A 24,293-nucleotide genomic window follows, 5' to 3' on the forward strand; every position below is an offset into this window, starting at 1 on the left:
CTTTTTATATCTCGGCAGATGAATGTCATTCGCCGTGGCTTTCTCGTTTTGCCGCGGTCGAACGCAGCCTATGACCCCGACATCGTGCTTAGGTTTACGCCGTCGCTGAAATTTTCATGCCGGCATTTTTGAACCTGCGGGGCGGTAACTGGACTATGGTGAAGTACCACCTCGCTTCGTTTAAGTGATAGCGGTCAATTGAAGTGAATGACAGGAGAAGTGAATGAAAAGCCCAGTGTCGCGTGCTGCCCTTGCCGGTCTGCTGATGGGGGCCTCGCTGTTTGCCAGCGCTGCCGATGCCTTGAAAAGCCAGGAGCCACCGAAAGACGCCAAGGTCTTCATCGTCTCCCCGGCCGATGGCGCCACGGTCGACAAGACCTTCACCGTCAAGTTCGGCATCGAGGGTATCGCGCTCAAGCCGGCTGGCGACCAGACCCCGCACTCCGGGCACCATCACCTGCTGGTGGATGTCGACAAGGCGCCTGTAGCTGACCAGCCATTGCCGACCAGCCTGATGCCTGAGGGCAACCAACCCCTGCCAGCCGGGCCGCAGGTGCTGCATTTCGGCAAGGCGCAGACCGAGGCGACCATCACCCTGACCCCGGGCAAGCACACCCTGCAACTGGTGCTGGGCGACCAGTACCATGTGCCGTTCAAGCCAAGCGTCGAGTCGAAGAAGATCACCGTCAATGTGAAGTGACGCCTGGAAGCTTCGCGGCGCTTCGGCGCCCCGATTCGACCGCGAAGCAGAACACTCGGATCGCGCAGGCAAAAAAAGGGAGGCCACCAGGGCCTCCCTTCTTCATGCAGCCATCAGGCTCAGAACAGGACGCGCGAGCGGATGGTGCCCTTGACGTGCTGCAGCTTCTCTTGCGCCAGGTCCGAGTACTCGGCGTCGACGTCGATGACCACGTAACCCACTTTCTCGTCGGTCTGCAGGAACTGACCGGAGATGTTGATGCCGTTCTCGGCGAAGACCTTGTTGATCTCGCTGAGTACGCCCGGGATGTTTTCGTGGATGTGCAGCAGGCGGTGCTTGCCCGGGTGCGCCGGCAGGGCCACTTCAGGGAAGTTGACCGAGGATACGGACGTACCGTTGTCGCTGTACTTGACCAGTTTCTCGGCCACTTCCAGGCCGATGTTGGCCTGGGCTTCGGCGGTCGAACCACCGATGTGCGGGGTCAGGATCACGTTGTCCAGGCCACGCAGCGGGCTTTCGAACTCTTCGTCGTTCGAGCGCGGCTCGACCGGGAACACGTCGATGGCGGCGCCGATCAGGTGCTTGTCCTTGATCGCGGCAGCCAGGTGATCCAGTTCGACCACGGTGCCACGGGCAGCGTTGATCAGGATCGAGCCCTTCTTCATCGCGCGGATTTCCTTCTCGCCGATCATCCACTGGGTGGATGGCAGCTCAGGCACGTGCAGCGAGACGATGTCGGCCAGGCCCAGCAGTTCGTTGAGGCTGGTGACCTGGGTGGCGTTGCCCAGAGGCAGCTTGGTCAGCGGGTCGAAGAAGTAGACCTGCATGCCGACGCTTTCGGCCAGAACCGACAGCTGGGTGCCGATCGAGCCGTAGCCGACGATGCCGAGCTTCTTGCCGCGGATCTCGAAGGAGTTGGCCGCGCTCTTGATCCAGCCACCGCGGTGGCAGGAGGCGTTCTTCTCGGGGATGCCGCGCAGCAGCAGGATGGCTTCGGCCAGCACCAGTTCGGCAACCGAACGGGTGTTGGAGTACGGCGCGTTGAACACCGCGATGCCGCGCTCGCGGGCCGCGTTCAGGTCAACCTGGTTGGTGCCGATGCAGAAGCAGCCGACCGCGACCAGTTTCTTCGCACAGTCAAAGACTTCTTCAGTCAGTTGAGTGCGCGAGCGGATGCCGATGAAGTGGGCGTCCGCGATCTTTTCCTTCAGTTGCGCATCCGGCAGTGAGCCAGTGAGGTACTCGATGTTGGTGTACCCGGCAGCCTTGAGGGTGTCCACAGCATTCTGGTGGACGCCTTCGAGAAGAAGGAACCTGATCTTGCTCTTGTCGAGAGAAGTCTTGCTCATCTGCGTAAACCTGTATCCCGGAGAAAAAATGGCGAGGGGGGCAAAGCGGCGCGGCGACGGGCCTTAGCACGATCGACGGGAGGGCTATGCTAGCATACGCGACACCGTCTGAGCTTATCCCGACAGGTGAAGAGTGCTCAGGGTGACCATGAATCATTCGAGAGTTCTGGCGATGACCCACGCTGCGGTAATTGATGAGCTGAAGACCCTGGTCGACCCTGGCAAGGTCCTGACCGACCCCGCCTCGCTCGAAGCGTACGGCAAGGACTGGACCAAGCACTACCCGCCGGCGCCGACCGCCATCGTCTTGCCCAAGACCACCGAGCAAGTCCAGGCCATCGTGCGCTGGGCCAACCGCCACAAGGTCGCGCTGGTGCCGTCCGGCGGACGCACCGGCCTGTCGGGCGCTGCGGTCGCTGCCAATGGCGAAGTCGTGGTGGCTTTCGACCAGATGAACCAGATTCTCGCCTTCAACGAATTCGACCGCACCGTGGTCTGCCAGCCGGGCGTGATCACCCGCCAGTTGCAGCAGTTCGCCGAGGACCAGGGCCTGTACTACCCGGTCGATTTCGCCTCGAGCGGATCCAGCCAGATTGGCGGCAATATCGGCACCAATGCCGGCGGGATCAAAGTCATTCGCTACGGCATGACCCGCAACTGGGTGGCAGGCCTGAAGGTCGTCACCGGCAAGGGCGAACTGCTGGAGCTCAACCGCGACCTGATCAAGAACGCCACCGGCTACGACCTGCGCCAGCTGTTCATTGGTGCCGAGGGCACCCTGGGCTTCGTGGTCGAGGCGACCATGCGCCTGGACCGCGCGCCGCGCAACCTCACGGCGATGGTGCTCGGCACGCCGGACTTCGACTCGATCATGCCGGTGCTGCACGCCTTTCAGGGCAAACTCGACCTGACCGCCTTCGAGTTCTTCTCCGACAAGGGCCTGGCCAAGATCATGGGTCGCGGCGACGTGCCGGCGCCGTTCGACACGCCATGCCCCTTCTATGCGCTGCTGGAGTTCGAGGCCAGCACCGAGGAAGTGGCCAACGAAGCCCTGGCCACCTTCGAGCACTGCGTCGAGCAGGGCTGGGTGCTCGATGGGGTGATGAGCCAGAGCGAGACGCAGCTGAAGAACCTGTGGAAGCTGCGTGAGTACCTGTCCGAGACCATCTCCCACTGGACGCCCTACAAGAACGATATTTCCGTCACCGTCTCCAAGGTGCCGGCGTTCCTGCGTGATATCGATGCGGTGGTCGGCGAACACTACCCCGACTACGAAGTCGTCTGGTACGGGCATATCGGCGACGGCAATCTGCACCTGAACATCCTCAAGCCCGATCACATGAGCAAGGACGATTTCTTCGCCTCCTGCACCAAGGTCAACAAATGGGTGTTCGAGATCGTCGAGCGCTACAACGGTTCGATCTCTGCCGAACACGGCGTGGGCATGACCAAGCGGGACTACCTCGGCTACAGCCGCTCGGCAGATGAAATCGCCTGCATGAAAGCGATAAAGGCGGTGTTCGACCCGAACGGCATCATGAATCCGGGTAAGATCTTCGCACCTGAATAAGAAAGCAGTATCCAGAGGAGTCGGCCCCATGAGTTACCAGCACCAGTACGTAGACGGCACGCGCATCCACTTCACGCTGGGCAAGGTGGTGTGCATCGGCCGCAACTACGCCGAGCATGCCAAGGAACTGGACAACCCCATCCCCAGCGAGCCGCTGCTGTTCATCAAGCCCGGCAGCTGCGTGGTGCCACTGGAAGGCGGCTTCAAGATCCCGACCGACCGCGGTTCGGTGCACTACGAGGCCGAGATTGCCGTGCTGCTGGGCAAGCCACTGTCGACCAAGCCGACAGTCGAAGAGGTGCTGGATGCCATTTCCGGCTACGCCCCGGCCCTGGACCTGACCCTGCGTGACGTACAGGCCAAGCTGAAGGAGAAGGGCCTGCCGTGGGAGCTGGCCAAGAGCTTCGACGGCGCCTGTGTATTGCCGCCGTTCGTCGCCGCATCCAGCTTCGAGGACGTGACCGACATTCCGGTACGCCTGACCATCAATGGCGAAGTGCGTCAGGATGGCAACAGCGCAATGATGCTCAACCCTATCGTGCCGATCATCCAGCACATCGCTGCGCACTTCTCCCTGCAGGCGGGTGACGTGATTCTCACCGGCACTCCGGCCGGTGTCGGGCCGTTCAATGTCGGTGATGAGCTGGTGCTTGAGCTGCCGGGTGTCAGCCGCTTCGAGAGCCGCGTGCTTTGATCTGACTGCGGGTCGTCCTTTTCGCGGGTAAACCCGCTCCTACAGGGATTTGCGCAGCCTTGTGAGAGCGGTTTTACCCGCGAACGATTTACCGTTTTTTTCACACCGCATCTGGATAATGCGCGGGTCTTCGCCCATTTACCCAGGACCCCCTGCATGCCAGCACCCTCCAGCGCCCCAGCTTCCACCAAGCGTCGTTTCTACCTGCGCTGGCCGTTCGCCCTGGCTGTGGCAGCGGTGATCGGTTATGGGGTGGCCATCGCCATGCACTGGGACGACCGTGGCTTGCTATGGGTCAAGGAGCGTTTCGAGAGCCGTGCCGAGCGCATTGAAAGCGTCTGGCTGCCGGACTACCTGGTAGACATCGACGCCAAGCCGTTGCCGGGCATGGACGACGACGAAGCCTCGGACCTGTCGTTCAATCCGCAGACCCGCACGCTGTTTGCAGTGATGGGCAAGAACCCCTTCCTGGTCGAACTCACGCTCGATGGCGACGTGTTGCGCAAGATTCCGCTGGTGGGTTGGGAAAATCCTGAAGGCCTTGCCGTGCTGGAAAACGGGCTGATCGCGATCGTTGATGAGCGCAACCATGACCTGACGCTGGTAAAGGTGGACGCGAGTACCTCGACGCTCAATCACGACGACTTCCCCAGCTATGACCTGGGCAAGTCGGTCAAGAGCAACAAGGGCTTCGAGGCCATCGCCTGGGACTCGCTGCGCCAGCGCCTGATCATCGGCGAAGAGCGTCCGCCGCGTCTGTTTGCCTGGAGCACCGACGGTCGCGGGCCGCTCAAGGGCGACAAGCAGCTACTGCCCAGTGACGAGCTGGACCTGCGCAACCTGTCGGCGCTGGCGGTCGATCCACGCACGGGCCACCTGCTGGTGCTGTCGGCTGACTCGAACATGCTGCTGGAGCTGGACGAGAAGGGCGAACAGGTCAGCTTCATGACCTTGCTCGGGGCGTTCAACGGCCTGGGCAGCCGTGTGCCTCGGGCCGAAGGTGTGACCATGGACGATCAGGGCAACCTGTACATGGTCAGCGAGCCCGCGCTGTTCTATCGCTTCAAGAAGCACTGACAGGATTATCGGAATTCTCTGATGATGGCCTTAAGCTTTATTTCAGCTATGAATGATTAGATTCGGCATCCTCCGTCGAGTCCTCTTCATGCGCCGTCATCTTCGTTCGTTTCTCTTTCTTCTGGCTTTCTCCGTGCTGGCGGTGCTTGGCGTGGCGGGGCACGAGTTCCGCCTGTTCGAGCGCGGCTGGTTCAACCTCAAGAGCTGGTGGCAGCCGACCGAGCAAGGCATCGGCCTGGATCGCTACCAGGTGGTGATCGAGGCTCAGCCCATCGAGGGGCTGGACGACGATGTCTCGGCGCTCACCTACGATCCTGACCGCAAGACCCTGTTCACCGTCACCAACGCCCGCTCCGAGCTCATCGAGCTTTCGCTGGACGGGCGCATCCTGCGCCGTGTGCCGCTGACCGGTTTCGGTGATCCCGAGGCCGTGGAGTACGTCGGGCCGAACAGCTACGTGATCACCGATGAGCGTCAGCAGCGCCTGATCCGTGTGCGCCTGGACGACGACACGCTGTTTCTCGACGCCAACGACGCCGAACAGCTCACCCTGGGCATCGGCCTGAACGGCAACAAGGGCTTCGAGGGGTTGGCCTACGACTCTGCCGGCAAGCGCCTGTTCGTCGCCAAGGAGCGTGACCCGATGCTGATCTACGAGGTGCACGGCTTCCCCCATGACAATCCGGAGCAGCCCTATGCGGTGCATGTGGTGCAGGACCGCAAGCGCGATTCGCGGTTGTTCGTGCGCGACCTGTCGAGCCTGCAGTTCGATGAACGCAGCGGGCATCTGCTGGCGCTGTCGGACGAATCACGACTGGTGCTGGAGCTGGATGTGAAGGGGCGGCCGCTGAGCACCCTGTCATTGCGCAAGGGGTATCAGGGCCTGAAGAAGACAGTGCCGCAGGCTGAGGGGATCGCCATGGACGATGCCGGGACCATTTACCTGGTGAGTGAGCCGAACCTGTTCTATGTGTTCAGGCAATCGGCTGAATAGGTGTAGTTCAGGGCTCTGTGGGGGCAGTGGTCTTTGTTGTGTCAGTGCTGGCCTATTCGCGGGCAAGCCCGCTCCCACAGGTTTCCCGGTGTCCTCCAGAACAGCGGGGTACTTGTGGGAGCGGCGGTTTACTCGGCCTTCAGGCTCTTCACGCCTTCTGAAGTCCCCAGCAGCAGCAAATCTGCCGGACGCGCCGCGAACAGGCCGTTGGTGACCACGCCCACGATCGCATTGATCTGGCTTTCCAGCTCCACCGGGTTGGTGATCTGCAGGTTGTACACGTCGAGGATGACGTTACCGTTGTCGGTCACCACGCCTTCGCGGTACACCGGGTCGCCGCCCAGCTTGACCAGCTGGCGCGCCACGTGGCTGCGGGCCATCGGGATCACCTCGACCGGCAGCGGGAAGGCGCCGAGCACCGGCACCAGCTTGCTGGCGTCGGCGATGCAGATGAAGGTCTTGGCCACTGCCGCGACGATCTTCTCGCGGGTCAGGGCCGCACCGCCGCCCTTGATCAGGTTCAGGTGCGCATCGCTCTCGTCGGCACCGTCGACGTAGAACTCCAGCTCGCTGACGCTGTTCAGCTCATAGACCGGAATGCCATGACCCTTCAGACGCTGTGCGGTGGCCTCGGAGCTGGCGACGGCGCCGTCGAAGGCGGTCTTGTGCTGGGCCAGGGCGTCGATGAAGAAGTTGGCGGTCGAACCGGTGCCGACGCCGACGACGCTCTTTTCATCCAGCTTTGGCAGAATGAAGTCGACAGCGGCCTGGGCGACGGCCTGTTTGAGTTGGTCCTGGGTCATGCGGGCTCCGAGAGGGGCGGGAGGTTTTCTGAAGTCGCCTAGTATAACGAGTCCGGCGGCTTTGCTGTGGTCGCCCGACAGGGCGCTGGGGTAGACTTCCAGCCCTTGTCCCGCGGCCCAGTGATGTTTCCAAGATGCTCGAACAGTACGTCAAGAAGATCCTCACCTCGCGCGTCTACGACGTCGCTGTCGAAACCCCGCTGCACAACGCCGGGCAACTGAGCAAGCGCCTGGGCAACCAGATCCTGCTCAAGCGCGAGGACCTGCAGCCGGTGTTCTCCTTCAAGATCCGCGGGGCGTACAACAAGCTGGCGCAACTGAGCGCCGAAGAGCTGGCGCGCGGCGTGGTCACCGCTTCTGCCGGCAACCATGCCCAGGGCGTGGCCCTGGCTGCGCGGGAGCTGGGCATCAAGGCGACCATCGTGATGCCCAAGACCACGCCGGAGATCAAGGTCGAGGGTGTGCGCTCGCGTGGCGGCAAGGTGGTGCTGCACGGCGACTCCTTCCCCGAGGCGCTGGCCTATTCGCTGAAGCTGGTCGAGGAGAAGGGCTTCGTCTACATCCATCCCTACGACGATCCCCACACCATCGCCGGGCAGGGCACCGTGGCCATGGAAATTTTGCGCCAGCACCCGGGCCGCCTGGACGCGATCTTCGTGCCGGTCGGCGGTGGCGGGCTGATTGCCGGGATCGCAGCCTATGTGAAGTACCTGCGCCCCGAGATCAAGGTGATCGGTGTCGAGCCCGACGATTCCAATTGCCTGCAGGCCGCCATGGCTGCGGGCGAGCGTGTGGTGTTGCCGCAGGTGGGGCTATTCGCCGACGGTGTCGCTGTGGCGCAGATCGGCCAGCACACCTTCGATATCTGCAAGGATCATGTCGATGAGGTGGTCACTGTCAGCACCGATGAGATCTGCGCAGCAATCAAGGATATCTACGACGATACCCGCTCGATCACCGAGCCTGCCGGCGCTCTTGGCGTGGCGGGCATCAAGAAGTACGTCGAGTTGACCGGTGTCTCGGGGCAGACGCTAGTGGCCATCGACTCCGGTGCCAACGTCAACTTCGATCGCCTGCGTCACGTGGCCGAGCGCGCCGAGCTGGGCGAAAAGCGCGAGGCGATCATCGCCGTGACCATCCCGGAGCGTCCGGGCAGCTTCAAGGCCTTCTGCGAGGCTATCGGCAAGCGCCAGATCACTGAGTTCAACTACCGTTACCACGCCGACAAAGAGGCGCACATCTTCGTCGGCGTGCAGACCCATCCAGAGACCGACCCGCGCGCCGCCCTGGTTCAGCACCTGACCGAGCAGGGCTTCCCGGTAACCGACCTGACCGACAATGAACTGGCCAAGTTGCATATCCGTCACATGGTCGGCGGCCACTCGGCGGCGGCCAGCGATGAGCTGGTGCTGCGTTTCGAGTTCCCTGAGCGGCCGGGGGCGCTGTTCAACTTCCTCAACAAGCTGGGCGGGCGCTGGAACATCTCGATGTTCCACTACCGCAACCACGGCGCGGCGGATGGTCGTGTGGTGGCTGGGCTGCAGGTGCCGGATGACGAGCGTCACCTGGTGCCCGAGGCGCTGGCCAAGATCGGCTATCCCTACTGGGATGAAACCGATAACCCGGCGTACAAGCTGTTCCTGGGTTGAGCGGCTACGCTTGGCATGAAGGCAACGCCTTACCTGTAGGCGCGGGCTTGTCCCGCGATGAGGCCGAAAAAAGTCTTTCAAGGACCCGCACGCGATGGAACACCTGACCACCCTCAAGACCCTGCATATCCTCGCCACCGCACTGTTGATCCTCGGTGCGCTGGGCCTGGCGACCTGGATCTTGCGTGCCCGCCGCCAGGGCGATGCCGAGGCCTACGCCAAACTGCTGCGTCGGCCGCTGGTATTCGTCTGGCTGGTGATGGGGCTGTGCCTGCTGAGCATGCCGTTCACCGGTTGGTGGCTGGTGCACCTGGTCGGCTGGCCGTTGGGCCAGACCTGGGTGCTGGCCTCCAGCATCCTCTATACCCTGGGCGCTTTCGCCGTGTGGTGGCTGCTGGTGCGGCTGAACCGCCTGCGCAAGGCCGAACCTGCCGGGCTGCGTCTGACGCTGGCGCTGGCGGTGTTCAGTGGGGTGTGCTTCCTGTCGATTGCAGGATTGATGGGGGCCAAGCCGGTCTGATGCGTCTGCGGGGCCCTTTTCACGGGTAAACCCATTGAAGAGGGCCCCGCGATCTCAATCGCGTAACGAAATCACCGGCCAGCCGCGCCGCTCGGCCTCTGCACGCAGCTTCGGGTCCGGGTCCACCGCCACCGAGTGCGTCACCTGCTCCAGCAACGGCAGATCATTCAGCGAATCGCTGTAGAAGTAGCTGTCTTCCAGATCGTAGCCGTTCTCCAGCATCCAGCGCTTCAGGCGCGTCACCTTGCCTTCACGGAAACAGGGTATATCGGTGCTACGCCCGGTGTAGCGCTCGCCATCACGCTCGCATTCGGTGGCCAGCAGGGTACGCACGCCCAGGCGGCGGGCGATGGGCGCGGTGACGAAGCGGTTGGTGGCAGTGATGATCACCAGCTTGTCGCCAGCCTCGCGGTGCTGCTGTAGCAGGGCGAGCGCCTTGGGCAGGATGATCGGCTCGATGCAGTCGCGCATGAATTCGCGGTGCCATTGGTCGAGCTGGGCAGGTTCGGTGGCGGCGAAGATCTCCATCGAGAACGCCAGGTAGGCCTGCAGGTCCAGGGTGCCGTTGAGGTAATCCTGATAGAAGGCGTCGTTGCGTTGCTTGTAGGCGATGGGGTCGAGGATGCCCCGCTCACACAGGTAGTCACCCCAGGCGTGATCGCTGTCGCCGCCGAGGAGGGTATTGTCCAGGTCGAATAAAGCCAGGCGCATGGGTTTTCTCGCAGAAGCCTCCGGGAAGAAGTCCCGCAGAATACGGAGTTTTCACCTCGCTGCACATAAGCTATGGCGGGTGCGTTGCTGCGCTCGCAAGCTTTGTGGAACAATGCGGTGACATGCGTTTTCGAGGTTGCTGCCGTGATCGACCCGGATGGTTTTCGCCCCAATGTCGGGATCATTCTCACGAATGATGCCGGGCAGGTGCTATGGGCTCGGCGGATCAACCAGGATGCCTGGCAGTTTCCACAGGGTGGCATCAACCCTGACGAAACCCCAGAAGATGCCCTGTACCGCGAGCTGAACGAAGAAGTTGGCCTGGAACGCGAGGATGTGGAAATTCTTGCCTGCACCCGAGGCTGGTTGCGTTATCGTTTACCCCAGCGCCTGGTCCGCACGCACAGCCAGCCGCTGTGCATCGGCCAGAAGCAGAAGTGGTTCCTGCTGCGGCTGGTAAGCAACGAACAGCGGGTGCGGATGGACCTGACCGGAAAACCGGAATTCGATGGCTGGCGCTGGGTCAGCTACTGGTATCCGCTGGGTCAGGTGGTGACATTCAAGCGCGAGGTGTATCGCCGCGCCCTGAAAGAGCTAGCCCCGCGCCTGTTGACGCGCGACTGACGACGGAGTCCGACCCCGAGCCATGCTCAATACGCTGCGCAAGATCGTCCAGGAAGTGAACTCCGCCAAAGATCTCAAGACGGCGTTGGGTATCATTGTCTTGCGCGTCAAGGAGGCCATGGGCAGCCAGGTATGCTCGGTCTACCTGCTCGACCCGGAGACCAACCGTTTCGTGCTGATGGCCACCGAAGGCCTGAATAAGCGCTCGATCGGCAAGGTCAGCATGGCCCCCAACGAAGGCCTGGTCGGCCTGGTCGGCACCCGCGAGGAGCCGTTGAACCTTGAGAACGCGGCGGATCACCCGCGCTACCGCTACTTCGCCGAAACCGGCGAGGAACGCTTCGCCTCCTTCCTTGGTGCCCCCATCATCCACCACCGTCGCGTAGTCGGGGTACTGGTGATCCAGCAGAAGGAGCGGCGCCAGTTCGATGAAGGCGAAGAAGCCTTCCTGGTGACCATGAGCGCCCAGCTTGCCGGGGTTATCGCCCACGCCGAGGCCACCGGCTCGATACGCGGCCTGGGCCGCCAGGGCAAGGGTATCCAGGAAGCACGTTTCGTCGGTGTACCGGGCTCGCCGGGCGCTGCCGTCGGCCGCGCGGTGGTCATGCTGCCGCCTGCCGACCTCGAAGTGGTCCCGGACAAGATCGTCGAAGACATCGACGGCGAGCTCAAACTCTTCAACAACGCCCTCGAAGGGGTGCGCGCCGACATGCGCAAGCTGTCGGCGAAGCTTGCGACCCAGCTGCGCCCCGAAGAGCGTGCGCTGTTCGATGTGTACCTGATGATGCTCGAAGATGCCGCCCTCGGTGGCGAAGTGGCCGAGGTCATCAAGACCGGCCAGTGGGCCCAGGGCGCGCTGCGCCAGGTGGTCGGCGAGCACGTCAGCCGCTTCGAGCTGATGGATGACGATTACCTGCGCGAGCGCGCCTCGGACGTCAAGGACCTCGGCCGCCGCCTGCTGGCCTACCTGCAGGAGGCCCGCTCGCAGACGCTGGTCTACCCCGACAACACCATCCTGGTCAGCGAGGAGCTGACCCCGGCGATGCTCGGCGAAGTGCCGGAAGGCAAGCTGGTCGGCCTGGTGTCGGTTTTGGGCTCGGGCAACTCCCACGTGGCGATCCTGGCCCGGGCCATGGGCATCCCGACGGTGATGGGCCTGGTCGACCTGCCGTATTCCAAGGTCGATGGCATCGAGATGATTCTCGACGGCTACAAGGGCGAGGCCTACACCAACCCCAGCGATGTGCTGCGCAAGCAGTACAGCGACGTGGTCGAGGAAGAACGCCAGTTGGCCCAGGGGCTCGATGCCCTGCGCGAGCTGCCGTGCATCACCCCCGACGGCCACCGCATGCCGCTGTGGGTCAACACCGGTCTGCTGGCCGACGTGGCCCGGGCCCAGCAGCGTGGCGCCGAGGGCGTGGGCCTGTACCGCACCGAAGTGCCGTTCATGATCAACCAGCGCTTCCCCAGCGAAAAGGAACAGCTGGCGATCTATCGCGAGCAATTGGCGGCCTTCCACCCGCTGCCGGTGACCATGCGCACGCTGGACATCGGCGGTGACAAGGCGCTGTCCTACTTCCCGATCAAGGAAGAAAACCCCTTCCTCGGCTGGCGCGGCATTCGCGTCACCCTCGACCACCCGGAAATCTTCCTGGTACAGACCCGCGCCATGCTCAAGGCCAGCGAGGGGCTGAACAACCTGCGTATCCTGCTGCCGATGATCTCTGGCATCCATGAGCTGGAAGAGGCGCTGCACCTGATCCACCGTGCCTGGGGCGAAGTGCGTGACGAAGGCACCGATGTGCCGATGCCCCCGGTTGGCGTGATGGTGGAGATTCCGGCTGCCGTTTACCAGACCAAGGAACTGGCGCGTCAGGTCGACTTCCTCTCGGTCGGCTCCAACGACCTCACGCAGTACCTGCTGGCGGTCGATCGCAACAACCCGCGGGTCGCCGACCTGTACGACTACCTCCATCCCGCGGTGCTGCAAGCCTTGCAGACCGTGGTGCGCGATGCCCACGCCGAAGGCAAGCCGGTGAGTATCTGCGGCGAGATGGCCGGTGATCCGGCAGCGGCGATCCTGCTCATGGCGATGGGCTTCGACAGCCTGTCGATGAACGCCACCAACCTGCCGAAGGTGAAGTGGATGCTGCGTCAGATCAACATGAGCAAGGCCCGCGAGCTGCTGACCGAAGCCATGACCCATGACAACCCGCAGGTTATCCACAGCTCGTTGCAACTGGCGCTGAAGAACTTGGGGCTGGCGCGGATGATCGGGCCTAACAAGAGCCTCTGATGGTTCACAGGCCCCTTCGCGGGCAAGCCCGCTACCCACAGGGGTGGGCTTGCCCGCGAAGGGGCCTGAGAAGTCACACGAGATTCAGTTCCACTTCCCCTAGATGCCCACCAAAGGGTCCGAAACTGCGCTCGATCATCCGCCTTCTGCCCTGATCATCCACGATCAGCACGGTACTTGCCCGCGTCCCGTAATTCTGGCTGGCAATGAACACACTCGACAGCAACCGCTCGGTCGCCAACCCTACGCCGGTCTCCGGCAACTCACCATCTTGTGCTTGCCCACCATCGGCCAGCAGCGCCAGTAGCTGCTGCGGGTCTGCCGATTCCAGCGCCTGGCCCAGCGCCGAGCGCGCCTTCACCAGTTTTGGCCACGGCGTATCCAGCCCGGCGTTGGACAGCCCGTACACGCCGGGTGACAGCAGCCGTGGCGCCGGGTCGCGGGCGTGCAGATAGCCTAGCCGCTCGCCATCGCCCACCAGCAGGTTGAACCCCGAGTACTGCGCGCTGCGGCTGGCAACCTGGTCCAGATACGCCTCGACGCCCAGGTCTCCCTGCAGGAAGGCCGCCACCAGTTCTCCGCGCGAGCGTGGCCCGAGCGGCTGGCGAGGGTCGCGGATATTGGTCAGCGCCGCGAAACGCCCGGCCGGGCCGATACCCAGCCAGGTGCCGCCGGCTTCGAGGTCGCGCCCGGCATGTACGCCATGGGCATCGTCCCAGGGGGCGAGCGCCTGGGTAGGGCGGGCATAAAATTCGTCGCGGTTGGCCGCGACGATCAGCGGCAGGGCGTGCCCCGGCCGCCAGGCGAATACGATCAGGCACATGGGGTGGCCTCAGTGTTTTGTGCCACTCTACCCACAGCCTGCCTGCACTTCCATCACCTGACACAGAGTTCACTAGAGGCGCGGCCCCGGCTTCCGTTACCATGCCGGATCGTATTCACAGGGTCGGCGAATGGAATTCGTACTCTATCTGCTGTTGGGCGCCTGCGCCGGCGTACTGGCCGGGCTCTTCGGCGTGGGCGGCGGCATCATCATCGTGCCGGTGCTGGTGTTCAGCTTCACCCTGCAGGGCTTCGATGCCTCGATCCTCACGCACCTGGCGGTCGGGACTTCGCTGGCGACCATCGTCTTCACCTCGATCAATGCTGTGCTGGAGCACCACCGCAAGGGGGCCGTACAGTGGCCGGTGTTCCTGTGGATGACTGTCGGCATCCTCATCGGCGCCGGCATTGGCGCCAAGACCGCCTCGTTGATCCAGGGGCCGATGCTGCAGAAGATCATCGGCGTGTTCGCCCTGCTGGTGTCGCTGCAGATGGCTCTCGACCTCAAGCCCAAGGCCAGCCGTGGCATCCCCGGCAAGCCTGGGCTGATCGCGGCGGGTGGGGTGATCGGCTGGGCCTCGGCGATCTTCGGTATCGGTGGTGGCTCGCTCACGGTGCCTTTTCTTACCTGGCGTAGCCTGCCCATGCAGAAGGCCGTGGCCACCTCGTCGGCCTGCGGCTTGCCAATCGCCCTGGCCAGTGCCCTGAGCTTCATGATCCTGGGCTTGAACGAAACGCATCTGCCCGCGCACAGCCTGGGCTACGTCTATCTCCCCGCGCTGGTCGGCATTGCCGTCACCAGCATGTTTTTCGCCCGCTTCGGCGCGCGTCTGGCGCACAAGCTGTCGCCGCGCCTGCTCAAGCGCCTGTTTGCCGCGCTGCTGTTCTGCGTCGGCCTTAGCTTTTTGATCTAGAGGAACCACCATGCTGCCTTACCCGCAGATCGACCCCGTGGCCGTGGCCCTCGGGCCGCTGAAAATCCACTGGTACGGCCTGATGTACCTGATCGGCATCGGCGGTGCCTGGCTGCTCGCCTCGCGCCGGCTGAACCGCTTCGACCCGACCTGGAACCGCGAAAAGCTCTCCGACCTGGTTTTCTGGCTGTCGATGGGCGTGATCGTCGGCGGGCGCTTGGGCTACGTGCTGTTCTACGACCTGCACCAGTACCTGGCCAACCCGACGCTGATTTTCGAAGTGTGGAAAGGCGGCATGTCGTTCCATGGCGGCTTCATCGGCGTGATGCTGGCAGCGCTGTGGTTCGGCAAGCGCAACAACAAGTCGTTCTTCGAGCTGATGGACTTCGTCGCGCCGCTGGTGCCGATCGGCCTGGGTGCCGGGCGTATCGGCAACTTCATCAATGCCGAGCTGTGGGGCAAGCCGACCGACGTGCCATGGGCGATGATCTTCCCGCCGTTCAGCGATCCGGCGCAGTTGCCGCGTCACCCCTCGCAGCTGTACCAGTTCGCACTGGAGGGTGTGGCACTGTTCCTGATCCTCTGGCTGTTCTCGCGCAAACCACGCCCCACCATGGCGGTTTCCGGCATGTTCGCGCTGTTCTACGGGATCTTCCGCTTCATCGTCGAGTTCGTCCGCGTGCCGGACGCACAGCTGGGTTACCTGGCGTGGGGCTGGCTGACCATGGGTCAGATTCTCTGCATACCGATGATCGTCGCTGGCCTCGCCTTGATCTGGTGGGCTTATAATCGCAAACCCACGGCGACACCCGCCCACTGATAATTCCACGGCAGGGGCGATCCCCCTGCCGTGCTTGCTACAGGTAGGCCATGAAACAGTATCTAGACCTGGTTCGCGACGTCATCGAGAACGGCACGCTGCAGGGCAACCGCACCGGTATCCGCACTATCAGCCTGCCGGGCGCCATGTTGCGCTTCGACCTGCAGAAGGGTTTCCCGGCCATCACCACACGCAAGCTGGCGTTCAAGTCGGCGATCGGCGAGATGGTCGGTTTCTTGCGCGGCGTGAAGAACGCCGGCGAGTTTCGCGACCTCGGCTGCAAGGTCTGGGACCAGAACGCCAACGAGAACGCCCAATGGCTGGCCAACCCCTTCCGCCAGGGTCATGACGACCTCGGCGAGATCTACGGCGTGCAATGGCGCCAGTGGCCAGGCTACAAGCGCATCCCGCTGAGCAACCCGGCCGCCATCGAAATGGCGGAAAAGGCCGGTTTCCGCCAGATCGCCAAGGACGAGGAAGATGGCCAGGCATTCGTCATCCTCTACAAGGCCATCGACCAGGTGCGCCAGTGCCTGGACACCATCGCCAACGACCCGGGCAGCCGACGCATCCTGTTCCACGGCTGGAACTGCGCCCAGCTCGACGAGATGGCGCTGCCGCCCTGCCATCTGCTGTACCAGTTCCACCCCAATGTCGAGACGAAGGAAATTTCCCTCACGCTCTACATTCGCTCCAACGACCTGGGCCTGGGCACACCGTTCAACCTCACCGAAGGTGCGGCCCTGCTGTCGCTGTTCGGGCGCCTGACCGGCTATACCCCGCGCTGGTTCACCTACTTCATCGGCGATGCCCATGTGTACGAGAACCACCTGGACATGCTCAACGAGCAGCTCAAGCGCGAGCCGCTGGAGGCGCCGAAGCTGGTGATCAGCGACCGTGTGCCGGCGTTTGCCGAGACCGGTGTGTATGAGCCGGAGTGGCTGGAGAAGATCGAGCCGAGTGATTTCTGGCTGGAAGGGTATGAGCATCATGCGCCGATGACGGCGCCGATGGCGGTCTGATTCGAGGCCGCGTCGCTCTTTTCACGGGCAGAGGCCTTTACCGGCCTCAATGCCCGTGACTACGCCCCACATGCGAATGCTCGGTCTCCGGCACCGACACCGCGCCATTGACCTCCAGCTGCTGCAAAATCGCGCACTCATCCCCCTGCGCATTGCACTGCCTGCGTAACTCCACCAGCTGCGTCTGCAGCGCCATCAGACCGTCGATCCTCGCCTGTACATGCTCGATATGCTCGTCGATCAGCGCATTGACGCTGCCGCACGCACCTTCGGGGGTGTCGCGCAGGCGCAGCAGGCTGCGGATTTCGTCGAGCGTCATGTCCAGGGTTCGGCAGTTGCGGATGAAGGTCAGACGCTCCACATGGGCCTGGGTGTACAGGCGGTAGTTGCCGTCGGTGCGGGCGGGTTCGGGCAGCAATTGCTCGCGCTCGTAGTAGCGGATGGTTTCCACGGCGCAGTCGGTGGCCTTGGCCAGTTCTCCGATCTTCATGACGAAATCTCCATTGGATCGCTTGACCCTATAGTGGCTACAGGGTGTTCACTTGGCAACAACCCCCCGTCAGTGGGCACTCTCCATCAGGGCGAACCTATGAACCAGCCTGTCAGTCACGACCACGACCACGACCACAAGCACGATCATGGCCATGAGCATGGCGCCAAGTCCTCCTGCCACGACACCCAGGCCCACAGCTGCTGTGCCAGCAAAGCGGCGCCGGCCTTCGTGCAACTGACCGAAAAGGCCAGCGACCAGGCGCGCCTCAGCCGTTTTCGCATCGAAGCGATGGACTGCCCGACCGAGCAGACCTTGATCCAGGACAAGCTGGGCAAGCTTGCTGGCATCGAGCAGTTGGAGTTCAACCTGATCAACCGCATCCTCGGCGTGCGCCACACCCTCGACGGCACCGTGCAGATCGAGCGTGCCATCGACAGCCTGGGCATGAAGGCCGAGCCCCTGGCTGCAGACGACGATGGCAGCGCCAGCGCCCCTGTTGCCCACAAGACCCGCTGGTGGCCATTGGCATTGTCGGGTATTGCCGCGATTGGCGCCGAAATCGTGCACTTCTCCGCGCTGGCGCCGGAGTGGGTGGTGGCCTTGCTGGCGCTGGCAGCCATCCTCGGCTGCGGCCTGGGCACCTACAAGAAGGGCTGGATCGCGCTCAAGAACCGCAACCTCAACATCAACGCGCTGATGAGCATCGCCGTGACCGGTGCCGTGCTGATCGGCCAGTGGCCGGAGGCGGCGATGGTCATGGTGCTGTTCACCATCGCCGAACTGATCGAGGCACGCTCGTTGGACCGGGCGCGCAACGCCATCAGCGGCCTGATGCAACTGACGCCAGATATGGCCACCGTGCAACAAGCGGATGGCCAATGGCGTGAGGTCGAGGTGCGTGAGGTGGCCATCGGTGCACGGGTGCGGGTGCGCCCGGGCGAGCGGATCGGCCTGGATGGCGAGGTGGTCAGTGGGCAATCCAGCGTCGATCAGGCACCGATCACCGGCGAAAGCCTGCTTGTCGAGAAGACTGTGGGCGACAAACTCTTCGCTGGCACCATCAACCAGGCAGGTGCCCTTGAGTTCCGCGTCACGGCTGGCGCCGGGCAATCGACCCTGGCACGCATCATCAAGGCGGTGGAAGAGGCGCAAGGCGCGCGGGCGCCGACCCAGCGCTTCGTCGATCAGTTCTCGCGCATCTACACCCCCGCCGTGTTCGCCGTGGCCTTGGCCGTGGCGATCATCCCGCCGCTGTTCATGGCCGGTGCCTGGTTCGACTGGGTCTACCGTGCCCTGGTGCTGCTGGTGGTGGCCTGCCCGTGCGCGCTGGTGATCTCGACCCCGGTGACCATCGTCAGCGGCCTGGCTGCGGCGGCGCGCAAGGGCATCCTGATCAAGGGCGGTGTCTATCTCGAGGGCGGGCGCAAGCTGGACTTCCTGGCCCTGGACAAGACCGGCACCATCACCCACGGCAAGCCAGTGCAGACCGACTTCAAGGCGCTCGACCCGCTGTTCGAGGATCGCGCCCAGGCCTTGGCCGCGAGCTTGGGAGAGCGTTCCGACCACCCGGTGTCGCGCGCTATTGCCCAGCATGCCAAGGCGCAGAACATCGCCCTCAGCGATGTCATGGAGTTCGCCGCGCTGGCCGGGCGCGGTGTGCGTGGCGAGATCGATGGCCAGGCCTATCACCTGGGCAACCATCGACTGGTCGAGGAACTGGGCCTGTGCTCGCCTGCGCTGGAAGCTCAGCTCGACCAGCTCGAGCGCCAAGGCAAGACCGTCGTGCTGCTGCTCGACCGCTCCGGCCCGCTGGCACTGTTCGCCGTGGCCGATACCGTGAAGGACAGCAGCCGCCAGGCCATCGCCGAGTTGCATGAGCTGGGGATCAAGACGGTCATGCTGACCGGCGACAACCCGCACACGGCCCAGGCCATCGCTGCCCAGGTGGGTATCGATCGCGCCGAGGGCAACCTGCTGCCTGCCGACAAGCTCAAGACCATCGAAGACCTCTACGCTCAAGGCCACCGCGTGGGCATGGTCGGCGACGGCATCAACGACGCCCCGGCCCTGGCCCGCGCCGAGATTGGCTTCGCCATGGCGGCGGCCGGCACCGACACCGCCATCGAAACCGCGGATGTGGCGCTGATGGACGACGACTTGCGCAAAATCCCGGCGTTCGTCAGGCTGTCGCGCCAGAGCGCTGCGATCCTCATCCAGAACATTGTCCTGGCACTGGGGGTCAAGGCGATATTCCTGGCAATCACCTTTGCCGGCATGGCCACCCTGTGGATGGCAGTGTTCGCCGACATGGGCGTGAGCCTGCTGGTGGTGTTCAACGGCTTGCGCCTGTTGCGCAAATAACGAGGTGCCATGCTCGCATCGGAGCTCAAAGCCTTCTACATGGTGGCCCGCCTGGGCAGCATCACGCTGGCGGCGAAGAAGCTTGGGCTCAGCCAGCCCACGGTGACCACGCAGATCCGCAACCTGGAGAGCCAGTACGCGGTCGAGCTGTTCTACCGGGGTGGCCGACGCCTGGTGCTGAGCGAGGAGGGCGCCAGGCTCCTGCCGCGGGTCAAGGCCTTGCTGCAGCAAGAGGCGGACATCGAGTTCGAACTGCGCAACAGCGGCCAGGCCCAGGGCAGCTTGCGGGTCGCGGCCACCGCGCCTTACTACATTCTCGACCTGGTGAAGGTGTTCCGCGAACGCCTGCCCCAGGTCGAGGTGGCGGTGGAGATCGGCAACTCGCAACAGGTGCTGGAGATGCTCGAGGAGTACCGCGTGGACATCGCTGCCTCGTCGCAGTTGGTCGAGGATGCGCGCCTGGTGCGCCGGGTGCTGGGCAGCGATCCGCTGGTCGTGGCCGTGCACCGCAGCCATCCGCTGGCGCAGCGTCAGGCGGTGGGCATCGAAGGCCTCGCCGGGCATTGCCTGTTGATGCGCGAACCGGGTTCGACCACGCGCAAGCTGACCGAGCAGATGATGCAGGAGGCCGGGGTGAAGGCCGGTGCGCTGTTGGAAATCGGCAGCCGCGAATCGATTCGCGAAGCGGTGCTGCGCAATATCGGCATCAGCGTCATTGCCCGCCATGAAGTGCCTCTGACCCCGGAGTTGCGGGTGCTGGCACTGGAGGGCGCGCCGCTGATGCACGAGTACCTGTATTGCCTGAAGGAGCGGCGCCAGGCGCGCTTGCCGGCGGCGTTTCTTGGGGTAGCGCAGGAAGTGGCGGGGGCTCGGTTCTAGATTTCCTGTAGCTTGTTCGCGGTGCCATGCCTGTGTTCGCAGGCCCTCAACCAAAATCCGCCAATGCCACTATCACCTGCTTTGCCCTAATCGCCACAGAACCTTCGCACAGCCTTCCTAGCATGGCCCTCATCTCTTCGATGAGGCCCCGCCATGAACCACACCACTCCGGGCGCACACATGCACGTGCGCGGCATCCACAAGCGTTTCGGCGCGTTTACTGCGCTGAACGACGTGTCCCTGGACATTGCCGCCGGCGAGCTGGTCTGCCTGCTCGGCCCCTCCGGCTGCGGCAAGACCACCCTGCTGCGTTGCATCGCCGGCCTCGAACGCCAGGACCGTGGCTCGCTGTACATCGGCGAACGGGATATTTCCGATCTGCCGCCCCAGGCCCGTGACTACGGCATCCTGTTCCAGTCCTACGCGCTGTTCCCCAACCTCACTGTCGAAGCCAATATCGCTTATGGCCTGACGGACTGCAGCCGCGACCAGTCGCGTCAGCGCGTCGCCGAAATGCTCGAGCTGGTCGGCCTGACCGGCAGCGAAAAGAAATACCCCAGCCAGCTCTCCGGTGGCCAGCAGCAGCGTGTGGCCCTGGCCCGTGCGCTGGCGCCAGCGCCGTCGGTGCTGTTGCTCGACGAGCCAATGTCGGCGCTGGATGCGCGGGTGCGCGAGCACTTGTGCACCGAGCTGCGCCAACTGCAGCGCAAGTTGGGCATCACCACCTTGATGGTTACCCACAACCAGGACGAGGCCATGCTGATGGCCGACCGCATCGCCGTGATGAATAACGGGCAGGTCGAGCAGTACGCCTCCCCGCAGGATATCTACGACCGGCCTGCCACACCGTTCGTTGCCGAGTTCGTCGGTCAGGGCAACTGGCTGCCTTTCCAGCGCCATGACGACAGTCACGCCCAGGTGGGCAGCATGAGCATGCGTCTGGCTCCGGGCGCGGCGAGTGCGCGCAGTGGCCGGCTGTTCTGCCGCCCGGAGGCGATCATGGTCAATCCGATGGTACACGAGGAGAACCTGTTTCCGGCCAAGGTGCGTGAGCTCACCTTTCTCGGCAACCGCTGCCGCATGAGCTTCGAGCTCAAGGCCTTGCCGGGGCACGCGTTGCTCGCGGAGCTGGCGCCCGAAGCCATGCCGCGCCTGGGCTCGCAGGATATCTGGGTGGCCCTGCCACCGCAGAGCCTGCAGGTGTTTGCCTGAGATGGCCGCGCCCATGAGCGTATCGCTGGCCGCCGTCAAGGCCGCACCAGGTGGTGGCATCGCCCTAGGTGATCGCCTGTTCGTGGCCGGTGGCAAGAGTCTGCTGTTGCTCCTGCTGCTGCTGGCCGTGCTGATGCCGCTGCTGGCCATCTTCTGGCGTGGTTTCAGCGGCGAGGCGGGCCAGGGCGGTGGCTTGCAGGCGGCCGCCGAGCTATTTGCCAGCGACAACTTTCGCTGGCTGCTCGGCAACAGCCTGGCAGTGGCTTTCAGCGTGGCGCTGATCGTCGTGCCGCTGGCCTACCTGTTCGCCTATGCCCTGCAACGCACGCTGATCCCGGCCAAGGGCTTGTGGCGCGGGATTTCATTGCTGCCGCTGCTGGCGCCGTCGATGCTGCCGGCCATTGCGCTGGTCTACCTGTTCGGCAACCAGGGCCTGCTGCGTGCACTGCTGAGCGACAACATCTATGGCTTCTGGGGGATCGTGCTCGGCGAGGCGATCTACACCTTCCCGCATGCCCTGATGATCCTGCTGTCGGCGCTGTCGCTCGCCGATGCGAGGCTGTTCGACGCGGCCTCGAGCATGGGCGCAGGACCGTGGCGGGCCTTTTGCAGCATCACCTGGCCGGCCACGCGCCAAGCGGTGTTCGCCGCGTTCTGCCTGGTGTTCACCCTGACCATCACCGACTTTGGCGTGCCGGTGGTGGTCGGTGGCGACTATCAGGTGCTGGCACTGGAAGCCTACAAGGCGGTGGTCGGCCAGCAGCAGTTCGGCCGTGGCGCCCTGATCGGCATGGTCCTGCTGGTGCCGGCGCTGCTCAGCTTCAGCGTCGATGCCTGGCTGCGCCGCCGCCAGGGCGAGGCGATGAGCGGGCGCGCGCAGGTAGTCGAGCCCCAGCCTTCGCGTCGTCGCGATGCCTGCTTCCTGACCATCGTGGTGCTGGTCTGCGCAGCGCTGCTGGGGGTGATCGGCATGGCGGTGTATTCGTCGCTGGTCACCTTCTGGCCCTACAACCTGACGCTTTCGTTCAAGCACTACCTGTTCGACGAGACCGCTGGTGGCGGCTGGCTGGCCTACCGCAATAGCGTGACCATGGCCCTGTGCTGCGCCGTGATCGGCAGCGTGGTGATCTTTACCGGCACCTACCTGATGGAGAAAACCCAAGGCCAGCGCCTGCTCAACCAAGCCTTGCGCCTGCTCAGCTTCGTACCGATGGCGGTGCCAGGGCTCGTCCTGGGCCTGGGCTACGTGTTCTTCTTCAACCTCGCCGGCAACCCGCTGCATGTCTTCTACGGCAGCATGGCGTTGCTGGTGGTCTGCACCATCGCTCACTACCTGACCACCGCACAGATGACCGCAAGCACTGCGCTGCGCCAGCTCGATGGTGAGTTCGAAGCGGCTGCGCTGTCGCTCAAGGCGCCGCTGTACCGGCATTACCTGCGCGTCACCGTACCGATCTGCCTGCCTGCACTGCTGGATATCGTGCGCTACCTGTTCGTCTCCGGGATGACCACGGTGTCGGCGGCGATCTTCCTCTACAGCCCCGACACGATCCTGGCCGCCGTCGCCGTATTGAACATGGACGATGCCGGCAACGTTGGCGGCGCTGCGGCGATGTCCACCCTGATCCTGCTCACCAGCGCCACGGCCTCGCTGCTGCTGGCGGGGGCCTCGCGCGGTCTGTTGCGCCGCTCCCAGGCCTGGCGCCAGCGCGCGCCCAAACCCTGATTCGACTGTCCACCTCAAAGGAGCTGCCTCATGTTCAAGCCACTTGCCCTTGTTGCTGCCATATCTGCCGTGTTCAGCCTGCACGCCTCGGCGGCCGCTACCCAACTGACCGTCTACACCGCCCTGGAAGCCGAGCAGCTCAAGAGCTACAAGCAGGCCTTCGAGAAGGCCAACCCGGATATCGAGATCAAATGGGTGCGGGACTCCACCGGCATCATCACCGCCAAGCTGCTGGCCGAGAAAGACCGCCCGCAGGCCGACGCGGTGTGGGGCCTGGCAGCCTCCAGCCTGGCCATCCTCGATCAGAACGGCATGCTCGATGCCTACGCGCCGAAAGACCTGGGCAAGATCGCACCGAATTACCGCGACGCCGCCAACCCGCCAGCCTGGGTGGGGATGGACGTGTGGGCCGCGACGATCTGTTTCAACACCATCGAGGCCGAGAAGCAGGGCCTGAGCAAGCCGGTGAGTTGGCAGGACCTGACCAAGCCCGAGTACAAGGGCAAGATCGTCATGCCCAACCCTGCCTCGTCCGGCACCGGCTTCCTGGATGTCAGTGCCTGGCTGCAGACCTTCGGCGAGCCCCAGGGCTGGGCCTACATGGACGCCCTGCACCAGAACATCGGGCAGTACGTCCATTCTGGTTCCAAGCCCTGCAAGCTGGCGGCGGCGGGCGAGTTCCCGATCGGCATCTCGTTCGAGTACCCGGCCGTGCAGCTCAAGCGCCAGGGTGCGCCGCTGGACATCGTGCTGCCCAAGGAAGGCCTGGGCTGGGAAATCGAGGCCACGGCGGTGATCAAGGGCACGCCTAAGGCTGACGCAGCCAAGCGCCTGGCGGATTTCTCGGCCAGTCCAGCGGCCATGGAGCTGTACAAGGACAACTTCGCCGTGCTGGCCGCGCCGGGCATCGCCAAGCCGCAGACCGAACTGCCGGCCGACTATGAGCAACGCCTGATCAAGAACGACTTTGCCTGGGCGTCGAAGCACCGCGACCAGATCCTGGCCGAATGGCGCAAGCGCTACGACGGCAAGTCGGAGAAGGTGGCACAGTAAGTAG

General features: G+C 63.9%; 22 protein-coding genes. 17 read left to right on the top strand and 5 right to left on the bottom strand.

Features of this window, described 5'->3' with window-relative positions:
• The first annotated feature begins 223 nt into the window (after nt 1–223).
• Nucleotides 224–700 (top strand): DUF4399 domain-containing protein, encoded by a 477-nt coding sequence (locus HU748_RS22000; protein WP_186710663.1) that lies wholly within the window; start codon nt 224–226, stop codon nt 698–700.
• A gap of 119 nt (nt 701–819) precedes the next feature.
• On the opposite strand, the gene serA is transcribed toward HU748_RS22000, so the two are convergent.
• Nucleotides 820–2,049, bottom strand: a complete 1,230-nt coding sequence (gene serA, locus HU748_RS22005; RefSeq protein WP_054891120.1) for a phosphoglycerate dehydrogenase — start codon at nt 2,047–2,049, stop codon at nt 820–822.
• A 172-nt stretch (nt 2,050–2,221) separates the two neighbouring features.
• On the opposite strand from serA, the gene HU748_RS26260 reads away from it, so the two are divergent.
• The 4 genes from HU748_RS26260 (at nt 2,222) to HU748_RS22030 (ending at nt 6,384) form a co-directional block, all read left to right on the top strand.
• Complete coding sequence (locus tag HU748_RS26260; RefSeq protein WP_186666094.1) at nt 2,222–3,619, top strand: FAD-binding oxidoreductase; 1,398 nt, start codon at nt 2,222–2,224, stop codon at nt 3,617–3,619.
• A gap of 28 nt (nt 3,620–3,647) precedes the next feature.
• Nucleotides 3,648–4,313, top strand: coding sequence for a fumarylacetoacetate hydrolase family protein (locus HU748_RS22020; protein ID WP_186710664.1), 666 nt, complete (start codon nt 3,648–3,650; stop codon nt 4,311–4,313).
• 156 nt (nt 4,314–4,469) lie between these two features.
• A complete protein-coding gene (locus HU748_RS22025; RefSeq protein WP_186665524.1) occupies nt 4,470–5,390 on the top strand; it encodes an SdiA-regulated domain-containing protein in 921 nt (306 codons plus the stop codon).
• Between the two features lie 88 nt (nt 5,391–5,478).
• Nucleotides 5,479–6,384 carry an SdiA-regulated domain-containing protein gene (locus HU748_RS22030; RefSeq protein ID WP_186710665.1) on the top strand — a complete coding sequence of 302 codons (906 nt, stop codon included), beginning with the start codon at nt 5,479–5,481 and terminating at the stop codon, nt 6,382–6,384.
• A 128-nt stretch (nt 6,385–6,512) separates the two neighbouring features.
• Here the strand turns inward: HU748_RS22030 and rpiA are convergent, their stop codons facing one another.
• Complete coding sequence (gene rpiA, locus HU748_RS22035; RefSeq protein WP_054891125.1) at nt 6,513–7,187, bottom strand: ribose-5-phosphate isomerase RpiA; 675 nt, start codon at nt 7,185–7,187, stop codon at nt 6,513–6,515.
• Between the two features lie 134 nt (nt 7,188–7,321).
• On the opposite strand from rpiA, the gene ilvA reads away from it, so the two are divergent.
• Together ilvA and HU748_RS22045 are read left to right on the top strand one after the other, a co-directional pair.
• On the top strand, nt 7,322–8,836 hold the full coding sequence (ilvA, locus tag HU748_RS22040) for a threonine ammonia-lyase, biosynthetic (protein ID WP_186665527.1): 1,515 nt from the start codon (nt 7,322–7,324) through the stop codon (nt 8,834–8,836).
• A 94-nt stretch (nt 8,837–8,930) separates the two neighbouring features.
• On the top strand, nt 8,931–9,356 hold the full coding sequence (locus HU748_RS22045; protein WP_186665528.1) for a DUF2269 domain-containing protein: 426 nt from the start codon (nt 8,931–8,933) through the stop codon (nt 9,354–9,356).
• 54 nt (nt 9,357–9,410) lie between these two features.
• On the opposite strand, the gene HU748_RS22050 is transcribed toward HU748_RS22045, so the two are convergent.
• Nucleotides 9,411–10,067, bottom strand: coding sequence for an HAD family hydrolase (locus tag HU748_RS22050; protein WP_186665529.1), 657 nt, complete (start codon nt 10,065–10,067; stop codon nt 9,411–9,413).
• Nucleotides 10,068–10,211: 144 nt separating this feature from the next.
• Here HU748_RS22050 and HU748_RS22055 point away from each other — a divergent pair, with 144 nt between their 5' ends.
• Together HU748_RS22055 and ptsP are read left to right on the top strand one after the other, a co-directional pair.
• Nucleotides 10,212–10,691, top strand: a complete 480-nt coding sequence (locus HU748_RS22055; protein WP_029614755.1) for an RNA pyrophosphohydrolase — start codon at nt 10,212–10,214, stop codon at nt 10,689–10,691.
• A gap of 22 nt (nt 10,692–10,713) precedes the next feature.
• A complete protein-coding gene (gene ptsP / locus HU748_RS22060) occupies nt 10,714–12,987 on the top strand; it encodes a phosphoenolpyruvate--protein phosphotransferase (protein ID WP_186721930.1) in 2,274 nt (757 codons plus the stop codon).
• A 73-nt stretch (nt 12,988–13,060) separates the two neighbouring features.
• On the opposite strand, the gene HU748_RS22065 is transcribed toward ptsP, so the two are convergent.
• Nucleotides 13,061–13,810 carry an NRDE family protein gene (locus tag HU748_RS22065; protein WP_186665531.1) on the bottom strand — a complete coding sequence of 250 codons (750 nt, stop codon included), beginning with the start codon at nt 13,808–13,810 and terminating at the stop codon, nt 13,061–13,063.
• 130 nt (nt 13,811–13,940) lie between these two features.
• Here HU748_RS22065 and HU748_RS22070 point away from each other — a divergent pair, with 130 nt between their 5' ends.
• The 3 genes from HU748_RS22070 to HU748_RS22080 are packed head-to-tail and all read left to right on the top strand — an operon-like array spanning nt 13,941 to nt 16,565.
• A complete protein-coding gene (locus tag HU748_RS22070; protein ID WP_186721932.1) occupies nt 13,941–14,723 on the top strand; it encodes a sulfite exporter TauE/SafE family protein in 783 nt (260 codons plus the stop codon).
• A gap of 10 nt (nt 14,724–14,733) precedes the next feature.
• Nucleotides 14,734–15,543: a prolipoprotein diacylglyceryl transferase gene (lgt, locus tag HU748_RS22075; RefSeq protein ID WP_054891132.1), complete on the top strand. Its 810-nt coding sequence runs from the start codon at nt 14,734–14,736 to the stop codon at nt 15,541–15,543.
• Nucleotides 15,544–15,593: 50 nt separating this feature from the next.
• A complete protein-coding gene (locus HU748_RS22080) occupies nt 15,594–16,565 on the top strand; it encodes a thymidylate synthase (RefSeq protein WP_153774841.1) in 972 nt (323 codons plus the stop codon).
• A gap of 46 nt (nt 16,566–16,611) precedes the next feature.
• Here the strand turns inward: HU748_RS22080 and cadR are convergent, their stop codons facing one another.
• The gene (cadR, locus tag HU748_RS22085; protein ID WP_054891134.1) at nt 16,612–17,055 is read right to left on the bottom strand and encodes a cadmium resistance transcriptional regulator CadR; all 444 of its coding nucleotides are present in this window, start codon (nt 17,053–17,055) and stop codon (nt 16,612–16,614) included.
• A 99-nt stretch (nt 17,056–17,154) separates the two neighbouring features.
• Between cadR and HU748_RS22090 the strand changes: the two genes are divergently transcribed.
• The 5 genes from HU748_RS22090 to HU748_RS22110 all read left to right on the top strand — a co-directional run bounded on the left by HU748_RS22090 (nt 17,155) and on the right by HU748_RS22110 (nt 24,289).
• Nucleotides 17,155–19,419 (top strand): heavy metal translocating P-type ATPase, encoded by a 2,265-nt coding sequence (locus tag HU748_RS22090; RefSeq protein WP_186721934.1) that lies wholly within the window; start codon nt 17,155–17,157, stop codon nt 19,417–19,419.
• Between the two features lie 9 nt (nt 19,420–19,428).
• A complete protein-coding gene (locus HU748_RS22095; RefSeq protein ID WP_186710672.1) occupies nt 19,429–20,298 on the top strand; it encodes a LysR family transcriptional regulator in 870 nt (289 codons plus the stop codon).
• Nucleotides 20,299–20,451: 153 nt separating this feature from the next.
• Complete coding sequence (locus HU748_RS22100; RefSeq protein ID WP_186721936.1) at nt 20,452–21,510, top strand: putative 2-aminoethylphosphonate ABC transporter ATP-binding protein; 1,059 nt, start codon at nt 20,452–20,454, stop codon at nt 21,508–21,510.
• A gap of 1 nt (nt 21,511) precedes the next feature.
• The gene (locus HU748_RS22105; RefSeq protein WP_186721938.1) at nt 21,512–23,236 is read left to right on the top strand and encodes a putative 2-aminoethylphosphonate ABC transporter permease subunit; all 1,725 of its coding nucleotides are present in this window, start codon (nt 21,512–21,514) and stop codon (nt 23,234–23,236) included.
• A gap of 30 nt (nt 23,237–23,266) precedes the next feature.
• Complete coding sequence (locus HU748_RS22110; RefSeq protein ID WP_186721940.1) at nt 23,267–24,289, top strand: putative 2-aminoethylphosphonate ABC transporter substrate-binding protein; 1,023 nt, start codon at nt 23,267–23,269, stop codon at nt 24,287–24,289.
• Nucleotides 24,290–24,293 lie beyond the last annotated feature (4 nt).

It is taken from the genome of Pseudomonas sp. RW3S2 (assembly GCF_014268955.1).
In the GTDB taxonomy this organism is placed as follows: Bacteria; Pseudomonadota; Gammaproteobacteria; order Pseudomonadales; family Pseudomonadaceae; genus Aquipseudomonas; species Aquipseudomonas wayambapalatensis.